The 16,970-nt window shown below is 69.2% G+C and carries 16 protein-coding genes; 11 read left to right on the top strand and 5 right to left on the bottom strand.

Annotated features, from left to right (window positions below; all coding sequences use genetic code 11):
• Positions 1–89: 89 nt before the first annotated feature.
• The 8 genes from ASD48_RS35240 to ASD48_RS35205 all read left to right on the top strand — a co-directional run bounded on the left by ASD48_RS35240 (position 90) and on the right by ASD48_RS35205 (position 8,311).
• The gene (locus ASD48_RS35240) at positions 90–1,346 is read left to right on the top strand and encodes a sugar ABC transporter substrate-binding protein (protein ID WP_079074167.1); all 1,257 of its coding nucleotides are present in this window, start codon (positions 90–92) and stop codon (positions 1,344–1,346) included.
• Positions 1,347–1,366: 20 nt separating this feature from the next.
• Entirely contained in the window at positions 1,367–2,332 is a 966-nt protein-coding gene (locus ASD48_RS35235) for a sugar ABC transporter permease (RefSeq protein WP_057605931.1), read from the top strand.
• Positions 2,329–3,222: a carbohydrate ABC transporter permease gene (locus ASD48_RS35230; RefSeq protein ID WP_057605930.1), complete on the top strand. Its 894-nt coding sequence runs from the start codon at positions 2,329–2,331 to the stop codon at positions 3,220–3,222. Before ASD48_RS35235 ends, ASD48_RS35230 begins: the two co-directional genes overlap by 4 nt.
• Positions 3,223–3,552: 330 nt before the next feature.
• On the top strand, positions 3,553–4,548 hold the full coding sequence (locus ASD48_RS35225) for an ATP-binding cassette domain-containing protein (protein WP_057605929.1): 996 nt from the start codon (positions 3,553–3,555) through the stop codon (positions 4,546–4,548).
• Complete coding sequence (locus ASD48_RS35220; RefSeq protein ID WP_057605928.1) at positions 4,548–5,351, top strand: ABC-2 family transporter protein; 804 nt, start codon at positions 4,548–4,550, stop codon at positions 5,349–5,351. Before ASD48_RS35225 ends, ASD48_RS35220 begins: the two co-directional genes overlap by 1 nt.
• Positions 5,351–6,157, top strand: coding sequence for an ABC-2 family transporter protein (locus ASD48_RS35215; protein ID WP_057605927.1), 807 nt, complete (start codon positions 5,351–5,353; stop codon positions 6,155–6,157). Before ASD48_RS35220 ends, ASD48_RS35215 begins: the two co-directional genes overlap by 1 nt.
• A gap of 159 nt (positions 6,158–6,316) precedes the next feature.
• Positions 6,317–6,862 (top strand): hypothetical protein, encoded by a 546-nt coding sequence (locus ASD48_RS35210; protein WP_057605926.1) that lies wholly within the window; start codon positions 6,317–6,319, stop codon positions 6,860–6,862.
• Positions 6,863–6,982: 120 nt separating this feature from the next.
• Positions 6,983–8,311 (top strand): jacalin-like lectin, encoded by a 1,329-nt coding sequence (locus ASD48_RS35205; RefSeq protein ID WP_057605925.1) that lies wholly within the window; start codon positions 6,983–6,985, stop codon positions 8,309–8,311.
• 90 nt (positions 8,312–8,401) lie between these two features.
• On the opposite strand, the gene ASD48_RS35200 is transcribed toward ASD48_RS35205, so the two are convergent.
• Positions 8,402–9,106, bottom strand: coding sequence for a CatB-related O-acetyltransferase (locus ASD48_RS35200; RefSeq protein ID WP_057605924.1), 705 nt, complete (start codon positions 9,104–9,106; stop codon positions 8,402–8,404).
• A 644-nt stretch (positions 9,107–9,750) separates the two neighbouring features.
• On the opposite strand from ASD48_RS35200, the gene ASD48_RS35195 reads away from it, so the two are divergent.
• The gene (locus ASD48_RS35195; RefSeq protein WP_057605923.1) at positions 9,751–10,356 is read left to right on the top strand and encodes a TetR/AcrR family transcriptional regulator; all 606 of its coding nucleotides are present in this window, start codon (positions 9,751–9,753) and stop codon (positions 10,354–10,356) included.
• A gap of 24 nt (positions 10,357–10,380) precedes the next feature.
• Here ASD48_RS35195 and ASD48_RS35190 read toward each other — a convergent pair whose 3' ends face one another.
• Positions 10,381–11,211: an isocitrate lyase/phosphoenolpyruvate mutase family protein gene (locus tag ASD48_RS35190; RefSeq protein WP_057606110.1), complete on the bottom strand. Its 831-nt coding sequence runs from the start codon at positions 11,209–11,211 to the stop codon at positions 10,381–10,383.
• A gap of 282 nt (positions 11,212–11,493) precedes the next feature.
• Here ASD48_RS35190 and ASD48_RS35185 point away from each other — a divergent pair, with 282 nt between their 5' ends.
• Positions 11,494–11,874 carry an antibiotic biosynthesis monooxygenase gene (locus ASD48_RS35185; protein WP_057605922.1) on the top strand — a complete coding sequence of 127 codons (381 nt, stop codon included), beginning with the start codon at positions 11,494–11,496 and terminating at the stop codon, positions 11,872–11,874.
• 217 nt (positions 11,875–12,091) lie between these two features.
• Here the strand turns inward: ASD48_RS35185 and ASD48_RS44545 are convergent, their stop codons facing one another.
• Positions 12,092–12,463: a VOC family protein gene (locus ASD48_RS44545; protein ID WP_057605921.1), complete on the bottom strand. Its 372-nt coding sequence runs from the start codon at positions 12,461–12,463 to the stop codon at positions 12,092–12,094.
• A 208-nt stretch (positions 12,464–12,671) separates the two neighbouring features.
• Here ASD48_RS44545 and ASD48_RS35175 point away from each other — a divergent pair, with 208 nt between their 5' ends.
• Complete coding sequence (locus ASD48_RS35175; protein WP_057605920.1) at positions 12,672–14,057, top strand: hypothetical protein; 1,386 nt, start codon at positions 12,672–12,674, stop codon at positions 14,055–14,057.
• Here the strand turns inward: ASD48_RS35175 and ASD48_RS35170 are convergent.
• Positions 14,002–15,753 carry a DUF2264 domain-containing protein gene (locus ASD48_RS35170; protein ID WP_057605919.1) on the bottom strand — a complete coding sequence of 584 codons (1,752 nt, stop codon included), beginning with the start codon at positions 15,751–15,753 and terminating at the stop codon, positions 14,002–14,004. The two genes, ASD48_RS35175 and ASD48_RS35170, sit on opposite strands and share 56 nt — an antisense overlap.
• Before the next feature lie 90 nt (positions 15,754–15,843).
• Positions 15,844–16,890 (bottom strand): rhamnogalacturonan acetylesterase, encoded by a 1,047-nt coding sequence (locus ASD48_RS35165; RefSeq protein WP_057605918.1) that lies wholly within the window; start codon positions 16,888–16,890, stop codon positions 15,844–15,846.
• Positions 16,891–16,970 lie beyond the last annotated feature (80 nt).

Here is a 16,970-nt window from a genome sequence, read left to right as displayed (position 1 = left end):
CGTCCCGCTCCGCGACAGGAATTGAGCCGCCTGCGCCGAGCCACAGAGCCGTAGCCGTACTTCGAGACAAGGACGTCGCCATGTCGGCAATGAGCAACAGCAACTGGTCCCGCAGGTCCCTCTTCCGAGCCGCCGCGGGCATGGCCGCCGCCGGCACGCTCGCCGCCTGCGGCGGCAACAACGGCCGTGGTGGCGGATCCGGTTCGGGTGTCGGCCTCACGCAGTACTTCCACGCGTACGGCGAGCAGGGCACCGAGCAGGCCATCAAGAAGTACGCGAAGGCCTACGACAAGGCCGACGTGACCACGCAGTGGATCACCAGTGCCGACTTCGAGAGCAAGCTCTTCGCGACCCTGCTCACCAAGAACGCGCCCGACCTCTTCGAGTTCCACCCGCAGATCCAGCTGGTCAAGAGCGGTCAGGTGGCGGACCTGACCGACATCGTCACGCCCGTCAAGGACGACTTCAACCCGGCGGACATCAAGTCGCACACGGTGGACGGCAAGATCTACGGCGTCCGCATGATCGACGACCCGCAGTTCTTCTTCTACCGCAAGTCGATGCTGGAGAAGGCCAAGGTCGAGGTGCCGACCACGCTCGACGAACTGGCGGAGGCCGCCGCCAAGCTCACCACCGGCAAGGTCAAGGGCCTGTACATGGGCAACGACCTGCACAACGTCATCGACACGATGATCTGGTCGGCCGGCGCGGACCACCTCACCGACAAGAACGAGATCGCCTACCACACCCCCGGCGTCATCGAGGGTCTGAAGAAGATGCGCAAGCTGTTCACCAGCGGCAACCTCCTCCTCGGAGCCCCGACCGAGTCCTGGGACCCCTCCTCGCTCAACCAGGGCCTGTGTGCGATCCAGTTCTGCGGCATGTGGGCGATGCCGGGGATCCAGGCCGCACTCGGCGACGACTGGGGGGTCTTCCCCTTCCCGAAGACCATCGACTCGGGCAAGCAGTCGGTCTACAACGGCGGCTGGTCGATGTTCGTCAACGCCAAGGGCGAGAACGTCGAAGCGGCCAAGGAGTACGTCAAGTGGCTGTGGATCGACCAGAAGAAGTACCAGGAGGAGTGGGCCACCAACTTCGGCTTCCACATCCCTCCGCGCACCTCGCTCGCGCAGACCGCCACCAAGCTCAAGACGGGCAACGCCGCCGAAGGCGTGCGGCTCTTCAACGAGTTCGGCCACTTCGACAACATCGGCTGGACCCAGGCCATGCGCACCTCGCTCGAGGACGTCTTCGCCAACAGCGTCCGCAAGGACATGGACCCGGAGGCCGCTCTCGACAAGGCCGACACGGCCGTCAACCGCGAACTCAAGAAGCTGTTCGGATAGGCCGCGGGACGGAACACGACATGTCGACGACCAAGACGCGCGACCTCGCGCGCCCCGCCGCGGCGAAGGCCACACCGGCCAAGGCCCGGCGGGCTCTGCGGGGCAGCCCGACCTTCAACTTCTGGCTCTTCACAGGGCCGTTCCTCATCGGCCTGGCGATCTTCGTCTACGCGCCGATCCTCTGGAGCCTCTGGCTGAGCTTCTTCGAGGCCCGGTTCACCGTCACGCCCGACAAGTTCGTCGGCTTCGAGAACTACACGTACATGCTGACGAACGACGACTTCGTCGGCTCGCTCGGCACCTTCACCGTCTTCGCCGCGTTCATCGTGCCCACCACCTGGGCGCTGTCGCTGAGCCTCGCCCTGCTCGTGAACCGGCTGCGCTTCATGCGGGCCTTCTTCCGATCGGTCTTCTTCCTGCCGACCGCCTGCAGTTACGTGGCCGCCTCGCTGATCTGGAAGATGTCCATCTTCAGCGGCGTCCGCTTCGGCATGATGAACACGGTCCTCGGCTGGTTCGGGATCGAGAACATCGCCTGGCTGGCGGACCCCAGCCCGCCCTGGTACTGGTTCGTCATCGTCACCGCACGGCTGTGGCTCCAGTCCGGCTTCTACATGATCCTTTTCCTGGCCGCACTCCAGAACATCCCGGGCGAGCTGTACGAGGCCGCCGCCATCGACGGCGCCAAGCCGGGCTGGCAGACCTTCCGTCACATCACCCTGCCCCAGCTGCGCGCCACGTCCACCGCGGTGATCCTGCTGCTGCTCATCGCCGCATACCAGGCCTTCGACGAGTTCTACAACCTGCTGTCGAAGACCACCTGGGGACGTCCGCCCCTGGTCGAGCTGTACTACAAGGCCCTGGGCGAGAGCCAGGACTACGGCGCCGGCAGCGCGGGCGCGGTCATCCTGACCGTGCTGATCTGCGCCGTGACCCTGCTCCAGGGCAAGTTCCTGGGCTTCGGAAGGGGGGAGGAGTCCAAGTGACCACCACGACGCCCGAGGTGCGGGAACCCGCACCGCCGTCGGACGAGCCCCGCCGCGGCGGCCGCGGCGGCGTGATGAGCTCCACCGGGCTCTACATCGCCACCGGTATCGCCGGCTTCTTCTTCCTGATCCCGTTCTACCTGCTGGTCCGCAACGCCCTCTCCACCGACGCCGACATCACCGGAGAGAACTGGAAGTTCTTCCCCACGGACATCCAGTGGGGCAACATCGGCGAACTGTTCACCGACGAGACGGTGCCGTTCGGCCAGTCCCTGTGGAACTCGGCGGTCGTGGCCACCCTGCACACCGCCGGTGTCCTGCTGGTGTGCTCCCTCGCGGGCTACGGTCTGGCCCGCATTCCCTACCGGCACGCCAACAAGGTCTTCTACGCCGTCCTGGGCACCCTGATGGTCCCGACGGCGGTCACCTTCGTCCCGAGCTTCGTCCTGGTGTCGTCGCTCGGCTGGGTGGACACCTACCGGGGTCTCATCATCCCGGGCCTGTTCAGCGGTTTCACCTGTTTCCTGTTCCGCCAGTACTTCCTGGGGTTCCCCAAGGAGCTGGAGGAGGCGGCGCGGGTGGACGGGCTCGGCTACTGGGGTGCGTACTGGCGCATCGTGGTGCCCAACTCGCTGAACTTCTTCGCGGCGATGGCGACCATCACCTTCATCAACGGCTGGAACTCCTTCCTGTGGCCGCTGGTCATCGGCCAGGACCCGAGTTCGTGGACCGTCCAGGTCGCGCTCTCCAACTACATGACCAACCAGACCGTCGTCTTCCATCTGATCTTCATGGCCACCGCCTTCTCCATCCTGCCCCTGGTGTTCGTGTTCCTCTTCCTCCAGCGCTGGCTGGTCCAGGGGATCGCGCAGACCGGCATCAAAGGCTGACCTCAGGAGACCGCCCGGCAGGACGGCACGCGCCACGGCGTGCCGAGGGGTCGGCGGCGGCCCCGGCGAGGCCTACCCGGACACCGGGTGCCGCGGCCGTGCGCTGCCGGTGGGACGCGAGCGTCGAGGAGCCGCGGACCTCGCACGTGCGCCCGCAGGAGAGCGGCGCCCGGTCCTTCCCGAACGCCGCACCCGTGGCGTTCTCCTGCGTGTTCCCGGAGATCGATTGACCGATTGCCCCTTTGACCGACATTCCGACACGGTGATGACGACTCCCGCGGCCGGCCGGCTCCCCCACCGGCCAGCCGCGCTTCACTGGAGGTTGAGCAAGTGATCGGCAGCATCGAAGTACGCGGTCTCTCCCGCACTTTCCACACCACCGTCCGCCGACCCGGCCTGGCCGGCGGACTGCGTTCCCTGGTCAACCCGGAGCGGGTCGCCAAGCACGCCGTCCGCGACATCACCTTCGACGTGGCCGTCGGCGAACTCGTCGCCCTGCTCGGCCCGAACGGCGCCGGCAAGTCCACCACCATCAAGATGCTCACCGGAATCCTCACCCCCACCTCCGGCGAGGCACGGGTCGCAGGTGTGGTGCCCTACCGGGAACGGGAACGCAACGCCCGCAACATCGGTGCCGTGTTCGGGCAGCGCACACAGCTGTGGTGGGACCTGCCGGTGCGCGAGTCGTTCGCCGTCCTGCGGGACATCTACGAGGTGCCGAAGGCCGAACACGCCGTCCGTCTGCGGGAGTTCGACGACCTGCTCGAACTCTCGTCCTTCTGGGACACCCGTGTGCGCCACCTCTCCCTCGGCCAGCGCGTGCGCTGCGACCTCGCGGCGGCGCTGCTGCACGACCCACCCGTCGTCTTCCTCGACGAGCCGACGATCGGGATGGATGTGGTGGTGAAGGAACAGGTGCGGGAGTTCCTGCGCCATCAGGTCGAACAGCGGGGCCGGACGGTCCTGTTGACCACACACGACATGACGGAGGTCGAGCGGCTCGCCGAACGCGTGGTGCTGATCAACCACGGGCGGCTGGTCCTGGACGGCACCCTCGACGAGATCCGCCGCGAGTTCGGCTCGACCTGGCAGGTGCGGGCCACCCTCGCCGACCCGCAGGCCCAGGTCGTCGCCCTGCCGGGAATCACGGTGCTGCGACACGACGGCTCCCGTGTGGTGTTCGGACCGGACGGACCCGGCGCGCCCACGGTGCACCAGGCACTGAAATCGGTCGTCGAACGGTACGAGGTCACCGACATCGCCCTCGACGAGGCCGAGTTGGAGGACGTCATGCGGGCCGCGTACGTGCGGGCCGGGGACGCGTGATGGCCGTCCTGAACGCCTGGCGCACGGCCCGGGTCACCCCACTCGGCGAGCTGCACACCCCGCCCAGGATGACGGCCGCCCTGCTGCGACTGACGGTCCAGGTGGTGCTGGTGGCGTCGCTGTGGCACGGGCTGTACGCCCACACGGGAACCACCGCGGGAATGACCCGCGACCAGGCGGTCACCTACGCCGTGCTGGCCGTACTGGCCTCCCGCCTCAGGGAGTTGGACCAGTACGCGGCCCGGGACACGGTGATCCAGCACATGCACTTCGGCACCATCGTGTACTGGTACCTGCGTCCGTTGTCGCCGCAGCGCTACTACGCCCTGCGGGCGCTGGGCGAGCAACTGTACGGTCTGGCCTGGGCGTTGACCGGCTATGCCGTCTGCCTCGCTGCCGGGGTGGTGGAGCCGCCCGGGTCGGCCGCCGTGGCCGCTGTGTTCGCGCTGAGCCTCCTGCTCGGCCAGTGGATCCTGTACTACGTCATGCTGGCCATCGACCAGCTGTGCTTCTTCACCCTGCGCAACAACGCGGCGATGCTCATCCTGATCTTCGCGCAGAACCTGCTGTCCGGGGTGTACGCGCCGCTGTGGTTCTTCCCCGACTGGTTCGTCACGCTGAGCGGTTTCCTGCCGTTCCAGGCCACCCTGAGCGTTCCGCTGTCGCTCTACGTCGGCCGCATCCCGCTGTCGGACGCCGTCCCCGCGCTGCTGGTGCAGGCCGCCTGGGTGGCGGTGCTGGCCCTGTTCACCCGGCTGGTGTGGCGACTCGCCGCCCGGCAGGTCATCTCCCAGGGAGGCTGATGCCCTTGAAAGCCGTACGCCTCGCATGGCGCATCACCCGTCTCAACTTCCGCGCCCAGCTGGAATACCGCTCCGAGTTCCTGATGATGGTCGCGATCGGCGCCGTCTGGCAGGTCTCGGTCATCGTGTTCGCGACCGTACTGCTGACCCGCTTCAGCGGGATGGGCGGCTGGGACAGCTCGGACGTGCTGCTCATCCCGGCGACCCGGATGCTCGCCCACGGACTCTTCGTCCTCTTCCTGGGCCGCATGCACGGAATCGGTTACTTCATCCAGGAGGGCCAGATCGACGTCTGCCTGGTGCGGCCCCTGCCGGTGCATCTCCAGGTCCAGCTGCGCGTGTTTCCCACCAACGCCATCGGCGATCTGACCGTCGCGGTGGGTCTGATGGTGGCGGCACTCGGCCGCAGTCACCTCGACTGGACGGCGGGCCGGATCTCCTACCTGGTGGCGGCCGTGCTCGGCGGCATGCTGCTGGAGGCCGCCCTGTTCACGGCGCTCGCCTGCGCGGCTCTGCGTTTCCCGGCCGCCGACTACTGGGGCCGCTGGCTGGAAGAACTCCTCGGCACGTTCGGCAGCTACCCGCTCAACGTGCTGCCCAAGGCGGTGGGCGGCCTCCTGACGTACGGCCTGCCCCTCGCCTTCGTCGCGTACTTCCCGGCCGCCGTGCTCACCGGCCACGGCCACGGCACCGGAGTCCCCTACTGGCTGGCGGCGGCCTCCCCCCTGCTGGGCCTGCTGGCGTACCTCGGCTCACGGCTGCTGTGGCGGTGGAGTCTCGGGCACTACACGGGGGTGAACGGGTGACCGGGTGCCGGCGGGCGGGGGCCGGGCACCACCGGTTGGGGAACGCCGCGCACCTCCGGGCTCACCGATCGGACATCCGTATCCCGCGCCCGCATCCTGACGGGCGACGCCCGCATGGTCGACGTTCCGCCCGGGCGGCACCTGATACACGATGGCCTCATGTACGACTCCTTCGGCACACCCCGCCCGCGCACGGTCGAGCCCGGCGAGTACCCGGTATGGGACGAGGCACTGGCCCTCGTCGACCACGACCTGAGCGCCCTCCTGCCGGGCCGCGGCCCCCTGCGTCTGGTGGCACTGCCCTCCTGGCCGCAGGAGTCGGCCGACGACGAGCATGCGTCCGAGCACGTGTACGTCGCCCTGCCCGACGGCCGCTGGCACGGCAACGACCTGCCGCCGGACGCGGGTGAGGGGTCGCCCGGCAGCGCGCTCGCGGCGGTCGCCGAGGCCGCGCAGGACACGGTACTGGAGTGCCTGTGGCAGGTGTGGCCCGTATGCGCCGAGCACCGGCTCGGGATGCACCCGGGTCAGGAGGACGGGCGAGCGGTATGGAGGTGCGCGGGCGGAAACGACGAGCGGGGGCCGGGACACGTACAGGCGGCGGTCGGCAAGCTGGAGGAGTCGTACCGCTCACGGAGGGAGCGCCGCAAGCAACGCAAAGAGAACATGCAGAACAAGCAGAACAAGAGGAACCGGCAGGGGTAAGCGTTTTCTCCTCCGCACTCACTGTTTCCTCAACAGCCCTTGTGCGTCACTCCGGACGGCCTCAACCTGAGCTTTGTTCAGCTCCTTCGCCGCTCCTTCCCCCACCGGAGACACCCCCACATGAGACGACTCATCGGCACCCTCGCGGCCGGCGTCCTGGCCCTGACCGGCCTCACCGCGACCGCCGCAGCCCCGGCCCAGGCGGCCACCACCGCCACATCCGGCACGTTCAACGTCCTCACGTACAACGTCGCGGGCCTTCCCGAGGGCCTCAGCTCCGGCCACCCCGCAACCAACACCCCTTTGATCTCACCGCGGTTGGCCGCGTACGACATCGTCAACGTCCAGGAGGACTTCAACTACCACGCGGCGCTCTACGCGGGTGACAACCACCCGTACCGGACCGCGACCAGTGGCGGCGCGGCCATCGGCGACGGCCTCAACACGCTCTCGGACTACGCCTTCGAAGACTTCGAGCGCGTGCGCTGGAACGACTGCACGGGGACCAACTGCCTCACCCCCAAGGGCTTCACGCTGTCCCGGGTCCGGTTGGCCGAGGGCGTATTCGTGGACCTCTACAACGTGCACACCAACGCGGACGACTCGGACGACGCGCTGGCCGCCCGCCGCGCCAACATCGAGCAGCTGTCGGACTTCATCCAGGCGAACTCGTCCGGCAACGCGGTGCTCGTGATGGGCGACACCAACACGCGGTACACGCGTGCCGGCGACAACATCCGCACCCTCGCCGACGAGAACGGCCTGACGGACGCTTGGGTGCAGCGGGTGAAGGGCGGCACGCGGCCCACCCAGGGCACGGACGCGTTGCTCTGCCCGACGACCGCGCCGACCAACGACTGCGAGGTCGTGGACAAGGTCTTCTATCGGGGCAGCAAGCTCCTGAGCCTGAACGCAACCCGTTACAACAACGAGTGGGCGTCGTTCCTGGACTCCGCCGGCGGCAACCTGTCGGACCACTTCCCGCACACGGTCGACTTCTCCTACACCCTCAACTCGACGTTGCGGGCGAGCGACTTCCTCGGGGGCCCGCACGGCACCGCCTTCAACGACGCTGACGACCTGCCGGCCGCCCCGGCCCCGCGCACGCTGACCCTGCGCGGTGCGGCCCGCCTCGACGCGGTGGCACTCACCCACGACGGTGGTACGACCCTCACCCACGGCGGCACGGGCGGCACGGCGACATCGCTGACGCTCGCGACGGGCGAACACCTCACCTCGGTGAAGCTGACGCAGGGCCAGAAGGACGGCCGTACACGGATCTTCTCGGCCGCCTTCACGACCGACAAGAGCCGCACAGTCTCCTCCGGCACGGCGACGACCGACACCACCACCTTCACGGCCCCGTCCGGCTGGCAGATCGTCGGGTTCACGGGCCGCGCGGGCGACGAGGTGGACAAGCTGGGCGTGCTGTACGCGCCGATCGGCTGATCCGCGTCCTCGTCGGTGCTCGTGTCCTGCCTGCGCCTGCTCCTGGGCCTGGGCCTGGGCCTTCGCCAGAACGTTAGCCCGGGCGCCCGGCTAGGCGGGCCCTCGGGGGGATGCCTTCGGGGAAACGGTTTCCGGGGCAGAGGCGTGTGGGGCTGCGGAGCTCGGCGCCGCCGCAACTAGGTCGTCGACACTGCCGGACATGATCGTCCGTAGGTGGGTGGTGATGTGCTCCGCGGGCCAGTCCCACCAGGCGACCGCCAGCAGCCGGGCGACGTCCGCTTCGCTGTAGCGGGTGCGGATGAGACGGGCCGGGTTGCCGCCGACGATCCCGTAGTCGGGAACGTCGGCGGTGACCACCGATCCGGCGCCGATGATCGCGCCGTGCCCGATCCGGACACCGGGCATCACCGTCGTGCCGTAACCGAACCACACGTCGTTGCCGACCACGGTGTCCCCGCGGTTCGGCAGGCCGGTGAGCAGGTCGAAGTGCTCGGCCCAGGAACCGCCCATGGTGGGAAAGGGGAAGGTGGAGGGACCGTCCATCCGGTGGTTGGCGCCGTTCATGAGGAACCGCACTCCGGTTCCCAGCGCGCAGAACCTGCCGATGACCAGCTTCTCCGGACCGTAGTGGTAGAGCACGTTGCGCGTCTCGAACGCGGTGGCGTCGTCGGGATCGTCGTAGTACGTGTACTCCCCGACTTCGATCAGCGGGGACTTCACCAGCGCCCTGAGCAGCACGACCCGCGGCTGCTCGGGCATGGGGTGCAGGACGGTGGGGTCGGCGGGCACGGGCATGCGATGCGTCCTCGTGGAGATCGGGGCCGGCGCCTCGGGACTGCGCGCCGAGCCCGGGTGCAGGGGCTGGGGGTGGGGGTGGGGGTGGGCTCTGGTGTGGGTTCCGGGGTTGCGGACCGGTTCTCTGGGCGCTGGGTTCGGGGCTGAGGTTCCAGGGCTGGGCCCCGGGGCTGGGTTCAGGACTGAGGTCCGGGGGCCGGGTCCGGGGGCCGGGTCCGGGGGCCGGGTCCGGGGGCCGGGTCCGGAGATCCGTGTACCGATCATGTTCCCAGCGCCTGCCGTTCGGTGCCCATCATTTTCCCCCCCGGTGGGCAGAGCAGGCGCTGAGCGGGACCGGCGGCACCGGTCCGCCGTCGCAGGATCCGGCCCCTGTCTCCTTGTCTCCGGCTCCGCTCCCTGCCCCTGCCTCCCTGCCTCGGCCCCGGGCCTCGGCACCCTGACCGGGTCGGAGCAGGAATGCGGTTACAGAGGCGTTCCAGCTCCCTGATTCCGGCCCCGGCGCGGCGTCTCTCCATCCGCCGCCTCCACCCGCCGTGCGCCGACCGCCGTCCGTCGTCCGTCGTCCGTCGTCCGTCGTCCCACCTGCGAAACCCTTAGGATCCTGCCTGACACCTCCAGGTCCGAGCGCACACAAGGCGGTCCCCATGCCACGAGTCGGCCTGACCACCGACCGCCTCGTCGAAGCCGCCGCGGAAATGGCCGACGAGGTCGGTTTCGACAACGTCAGCATTTCGGCGCTGGCCCGACGGTTCGGAGTCAAGGACGCGAGCTTGTACTCGCACGTCAGAAACCTCCGGGAACTACGGACCAGGCTCGCGCTGCTGGTCGGCGGCGAGATGATCGACAGGATCGCCGTGGCCGTCGTGGGGCTCGCCGGCAAGGAGGCGCTGGTCGCCTTCGCGGGGGCTTATCGGGAGTACGCCCTGCGGCACCCGGGCCGGTACGCGGCCACCCAGATCCGGATCGAGCAGGACCTCGACCGGGAACTGGCCGCCGAGTCCCCGGCCCCCCGCCGGACCGTCGAGATCACCTACGGGATGCTCCGCGCCTACGGCCTCGACGAACCTGACCTCACCGACGCCGTCCGCCTGCTGCGCAGCACGTTTCACGGGTACTGCACGCTGGAGGCCGCCGGCGGCTTCGGTGCGCCCCGCGACGTGCAGCGGTCGTGGGACAAGGCGATCGAAGCCCTGCACACGGCCCTGATCCACTGGCCGCGGGAGACGGACACCGGCGACGCCCGCAGCTGACGCCTTCAGACATGGCGTGCTACGTCAGCGCACCTTCTCTGTATGTCCTATGTCCTCGTACGCCGGCGTCCGGCCGCCCGGCCTGTGCCCCGCACGGATCTCGTCGAGGGCGTCGAGCGCCGCGCCCAACGCCCGCCGGTACAGGAAGGAGCCGAGGCTGATACGGCTCACCCCCAGGTCGCCGAGTTGGAGGACCGTGGGGCCGGCCGGCGAGTAGAGGATATTGAGGGGGACGTCCAATCGTGCGACGAGCGCCGCGATCGCGCGCGCATCGGTCAGCCCCGGGACAAAGACGGCGTCCGCGCCCGCCTGTTGGTAGGCGTCGAGGCGGGACAGCGTTTCGGCTACGCCGCGTTCTCCGTTACCCCCACGCTCGCCGCGGGCAAGGCTTCCCCGCTCGCCCCGTTCGCCGAGCCAGTACGTGTCCGTGCGGGCGTTGACGAAGAGGCCGGGTGCGGCAGCCTTGACCGCGGCGATCTTCGCTGCATGGCGGTCGACCGACCCCAGCGCATCCTCCAGGTTGATACCGACCGCACCCACTGCCTCCAGCTGATGGGCGAACTCGCCCACCTCGTCGGGATCTTCGCTGAAACCGCTTTCCGCGTCGACCGAGAGGAGAAACGGTTGCGAACCCAGAATCAGCGCGAGCCGTAGGGTCTCGTCGCGAGTGGCCGACGCGCCGTCCGGCAGCCCCACCGCCGCAGCCACCGCGAGACTGGTCGTGCCGATCGCCCGGAAACCTTTGCGCGCCATGGCCATCGCGGTGGCATGGTCCCAGGCGTTGGGCAGGAGCAGGGGGGTATCGGCGTGGTGGAGGTCGGCGAAGGGGTTCGAGGACGCCCTGAGTGCACGCATGCGGTCCACGCTAGGGGCGCGTCCTTTCGGTCACCGCCGAACTGTTTCCACGGAGCTGTTTCCCGCTGATCCGCTTCCGTCGGACGGTGACTGTTTCCTGCGAAATTTCCCAGCAAACCGTTTCCGGTTGCCTTCCCATCCTCGCTGGCCCCTGCTCGGCAGCCAGTGCCGATTGAGGCGACACTCCCACTCAAACGGCCTTGGTCGAAAGCCCGGTTTCTTGCGGATCCCGCTCGGGGAACACGCTGGATCGTGGGGCGCGTCCCGCCTTACGGTGACGCCATGAGCGATCACTCACAAGCGCTTGCCTCGCCGGTCCAGGCCTTTGAACCCCCCTACTACGTCGCTGTCTTCACTGCGGTGCGCACTCAGGAGCAGGACGGCTACAGCGAGACGAACGCACGTATGGAGGACCTGGTGAAGGACGTCCCTGGTTTCCTGGGGATGGACCACGCGCAGACTCCGGGCGGGCTGTCCATCACCGTCGGGTACTTCCGCGACGCCGACGCCCTCACGGAGTGGCGGTGCAATGCCGAGCACCGTGCGGCGCAGAAGCGGGGACAGGTCGAGTGGTACCAGCGCTACACGCTGCATGTGGCGAAAGTGGAGCGCAGCCACGGGTTCGTCCGAGCGGGGGCCCCACAGGGCCCGACAGCGGGCTGACGAGCCGAAGTCACCATCGATCTCGCGGACGCGTACTCGTCCGGCCCCCGGACGGCCCGGCGGGACGGCGCTTGCCGGAGCAGGGGCCGAACGAGGCGTCACGTCTCAGGGGGAGATGTCAAAGACCCACGCCCAGCAGCCGCCGCCCACAGGGCGACGGTTCACTGACGCTTCACGGCTACCGGCCGCCGTGTTCGTGCCCCCTGACCGCGCCGCCTCAGCCGGCGGCCCGCTCTCCAGCGCTGCGCTCCACGCAGAACTCGTTCCCCTCCGGGTCCGCGAGGACCGCCCATCCCGTGCCGTCGGGCCTGCGGTGGTCGTCGACCAGTGTGGCGCCGAGCGCGAGCAGACGCTCCACCTCCTCCTCACGGGTGCGGTCCTGCGGCTGGATGTCGAAATGGATGCGGTTCTTCCGGCTCTTGGCCTCCGGGACGGTGACGAAGAGTATGCCCACGCCCTCGATCAACGCCTCCTCGTCACCCGGCTTGTCGTCCTCGTGGAGAGGGTGGCCGAACACCTCGGACCAGAAGCTGCCCAGGGCGTAGGCATCGGAGCTGTCGATCGTCACGTGACGGAGTGCAGAAGTCATACGCGGATTCTTCTGCACTCCGTTCCCGCAGGGCAACGGAGATTCCCCGTCCACCAGCACGCACTCACTCACTCACCGAGGCACGCCGACCGGGCCACATCCTCCAGGCCGGCTCGCTTCCGGTCTCACCTGGCCACATCCGCCACACCGGTTCACTCCACGCCGCCCGGCACGGCAACTTTTTCCCGCCCAGCGGCGACCACCGGCCATGACAACTGCACGACGCACGACGCGCCACCGCCGTATGCGCGCGGCCCGCAAGCCCGCGATCGGTGCCCTCGCGGCTGCCGGGGTGCTCGCCGGCGCCTGGTGGGGCACCGCCGGGGCCGCCACGACCTCCCCGAACCTCTCCCCCACCACCACCGCCGTCACGCTGGCCGCCAAGTTCCCCTATCTGTCCGCCGGTTACAACAACACCCGGGAGTGGACGCGGACGACGACGGCGGTGGCGCCGAACGGCACGCTCCGCGTCGCCTGGCCGGCGGTGGACGGCGTTCATGTCACCCCGCTCACCGCCGCCGGGAAACGCTCGGGCGCCGACACGGTCGTCAAGGGCGCCAAGGAGGTCGGCGGCCTGGTCGCACACAACGACGGTTTCGCACTGCTCACTCGAGTCGCCGACACGAACAAGTGGAAGGAGACGGCGGCCGCGATCGTCCGCTACACGAGTGGCAAGCGGGCCTTCCTCACGAAACTCACCGGAACCGCTTCCCACGACACCGCACCGCTGCTCGACGGGCAACTCACGTGGAACGGCACGAAGTACGGCGCCTACTTCGTCGTGCACGGAGCCGGCGGCTTCACCGACGGGCACTACGGGGACAAGATGGCGTACCTCAGCGCCAAGGGGGCGAAGCTCACCGGGGGCTGGAGCTGGGGGTGCAGCCACAACGAGGGCATCGCCCTGCACGCCGAGGCGTCCGGCGCCTTCACCTCCCTGTGCTTCGACGACTGGCGCTCGGGTCTGTTCGTCTCGACCGGCATCGGCTCTCCGGACACCGCCCCCGTGGTGCAGCGCGAGCAGTGCTGGGCCGGGTACTGCGGCGGCACCTTCCCCGGCCGTACGGGCGACCTCGTGAAGTCGTCCACCGGCCGTTACGCAACCGCCTTCGCATCCCGCGGCGCCGCCTCGGCCAAGAAGAACCCGGACGACGCCAGCGGCCGCGGCTGGACCGTGAAACCGAGGACGAGCACCCATCAGGTCGCGCTCGCCTTCATGAAGAACCGCAGCTCCGGGCCGGGCAAGGCCGTCTACCTCACCGGCGCCGTCGGCACGGAGAACGTCAACGTCCATGTCGCCCCCTACGGCAAGGACCGTCTCCTCGTCTCCTGGGAGTCTCTGAAGGGCGCCACGTGCGCGAGCGGTACCTGCACCGGCACCTTCACGGGCACCCACCTGCGTCTCGTCGACTGGAACGGCAGGTTCCAGAGCCCGGACAAGGTGGTGAGCACGCGCATCACCGGCGACCTCGCGGTCCTCAAGGACGGGACGCTGACCTGGGCGTACGCCCCCGTGACGCCGTCCTACGCGAAGCCGCTCACCGGGGCTTCACCGACCACGACGACGTTGCGGATCGCGCGTCTGAGGCCGTGAAGCGGAAATGGCGTTCGGAACCCGTCGGCCGGCGGACGCTCAGGTCGTACGCGCCGTGATCGCCGTCGGCATCCACCCTCTGCACCTCCACGGACACCAGTTCCCGCAGGGGCAGGGGGTCCGGCTCGGCCGTGAGGCGGGCCAGCGCGACGAAGAGAGTCGCAGGGCCCTCGCCCAGCACACCCGACAGGGGGGATGTGCCCGCCAGTCCGTGCGCGGGAACGAGCTCGGCCCGCTCGTCCCCGCCTTCCACCGGTGCCCAACCCGTGATGCGCACCTCCGTTCCCGGCTCCGCGCCGGCCACCAGGTGGGCCCGCACCTCCACCGCCCCCTCGGCCACCACCAGGCTGGTGACTTCGGCCCCGGAGCTCAGCGCATACCGGGAGGCCGCCCAGTCCTCTCCCACTCCGAGCGGGACGATGCCTTCGCGACGCGGGTCACCGCCGACCATGACGACGTTGTCCGGTGGCGTGTCCAGCGGCCGGGTGACCGTGGAGTACGCGAATCTCGTGTAGTACGGGTCGTAACGGACGTCCTCACTGCCGTGGTTGTGCAGGCGGACGAGGCCGTCCGAACTCGTCGACTGGAGAAGCCAGTTGGGCGCAGCAATGGGGGTAACCGCGTTCCCCCGTTCCACCGGCCCCGGCTCCTCCGTCGCCGTCCACACCTCGTGTTCCGGTGGGAGCAGCAACCCGAGGAAACCCTTGCTCGCCCAATAGGGGGAAGCCGGTCCCGAGTAGCCCTGGAGGACCGAGTCGTCGGGGCCGTGCCAGCCGAGGGTCAGCAGACCGTTCTCGCCGACCGCACCGCGCTCCAGGAAGTACTTCAGCGTACCCGAGGCGAGGCGCCGGGTCTCGCCGGCGGGGAGCGGGGTGTGGCCGGTCAGGGCGCCCAGCCACAGGGGGGCGGTGGTGGCGAAGCGGTAGGTGAGGGAGCGGCCCTGGTGCAGGGGCGCACCGTCACCGCCGAACAGGCGCGCGTAGTCGTCGAGATGGGTCCTGAGCCTGCCCCCGTAGAGGGTGAGCAGCTCGGGGTCGTCGGCCAGCCAGGCGTGCAGGACCGGGTAGAGATGCATCGCCCAGCCGTTGTAGTAGTCGAAGGCACGGCCTGCGCCGTCGCTGTACCAGCCGTCGGCGACGTACCACTGCTCGATGCGTTCCAACCCGCGGTCGATCGCCTTGCGGGAGGCTTCCGGCCGATGGCCGACGGATTCCAGGAAACCGCCTACCGTCACCGGGAACAGCTCCCAGTTGCAGGGCCAGGCCTCGGCGGTCAGCGCGTCCGCGAGCCAGGCCGCGGCGCGCTGGCGGACACCGTCGTCCAGGCGGTCCCAGAGCATCGGACGGGTCAGTCGCAGGGCGAGGGCGATGGAGGCGGCCTCGACGAGGGGCTGACCGCGGTCCTCGATGCGGGGCCAGACGCCGTTGACTCCGGCCGCGAGACCGGTTGCGTAACGCTCGAGCGCCGTCTCGTCACGCCGGAAGGCAGCCAGCAGCAGTGTGCGGGCGTACCCTTCCAGGCCGTCGGAGAGACGACCCGACCAGCTCTGCCGGTGGCCGGGAAAGTGGTAGAGAGCGCGATCCTCGGTGGCATACGGCTCGACCGCGGCGAGCAGCGCGTCGGCGGCGGCCTCCCAGTGGGCTCGGGCGTAGCCGGTGCGGGGGCTGCGGGCGAGGTCGGGCGGGGGCAGGTGCATCTGCTGTTTCTTTCCTTCACGGCCGGTGCGGAGCCTGGTGAGGCCAGGACCTGGGGGCGTCCCGGTTCCGGTCGGGGCGCCCCCAGGCGTTCATCCCACCCGCACGGTGCCCCTCGGCACCAGATGCTGGGTGACGAGTTCGTCGCGGACCAGGCCCGCGTAAACCGTTGCTCCGTGCACGGAGGTGTGCGTGTTGTCGCGCTTCTCGTTGTACAGGTAGAGCGCCTTGGAGCCCTCGACGCCCAGGGACTCCACCAGCGCCTTGGTCTTGGCGGTGAGATCGATCAGCGGAACCTCCCGCGTGGCGGCGACCGAGCGGATCACCGCCGGGTGGTCGACGCCAAGTCCGTTGACGAGCAGCGCTGTTCCGTTGTTCAACGTGCCGTCGGCATTGAACCACCGGCGCACGATGGGGGTCACCAGGACCGGCCGACCGCCCTTCTCCCTCACTCCCGCCACCAGTGTCTCGAGATTCGCCCGGTAGGTCGCCTCGTCGGTCGTCTTGTCGTTGTGGGCCAGCTGGACCAGGACGAGGTCGCCGGGGCGGATCAGCGGTTGAACCGTTGCCCAGAGCAGCGGGTTCCCCAGATAGGTGACCGTACTCTCGCCGGAATCGGCGTAGTTGGCGACCGAGACTCCCCTGCGCAGATACTGCGGCAACTGCTGGCCCCAGCCGGTGTAGGGGTCTCCCGGCTGGTCGCACACCGTGGAGTCACCGACGAGGAAGACCTGCCGGGCGTGCCGGGCCCGGGTGACCCTGATGTCGGCCAGGGCCGGCGCCGAGCCGGAGACCGCCAGGTCCAGACCGGCGGTTCCGGCCGCACCCGTCGGTTCACCCTCAGGGGTTCGGACGTCCACCGTGAAGCTGCGGACCACATGTCCGCCGGCGGGAGCGGCGGTCTCGGGGAGCAGGGCGCGCCGGGTCTCTCCGTTGATGCCGGTGCTCGACCCGACGTCGCCACCGAGGACGACTTCGACGTCGTAGGTTCCGGGCGGGACGTCGAAGTGGCACGCGGTTGCTGTGCAGTTGTCGATGCCGAGGGGCGCGCGGCCTCCGTGCGCCTGAGCGGCGGGTACCGCGGTCAGACCGGCGGTCAGGGTCAGCGCCGCCAGCACGGCAATGTTGAAACGTCTCACTTGCGGCTCCTCCGTGCAACAGGGGCTGGCGGCTGGACCGTACCGCCTTCGGCAAGCGCTTTCTAGACCTGGAGCCGATT

It is taken from the genome of Streptomyces sp. Root1310, assembly GCF_001426425.1.
Classification (GTDB): Bacteria; Actinomycetota; Actinomycetes; order Streptomycetales; family Streptomycetaceae; genus Streptomyces.
Note: the sequence above shows the minus strand (reverse complement) of the source record. Positions and strands in the feature narration are given on the sequence as shown.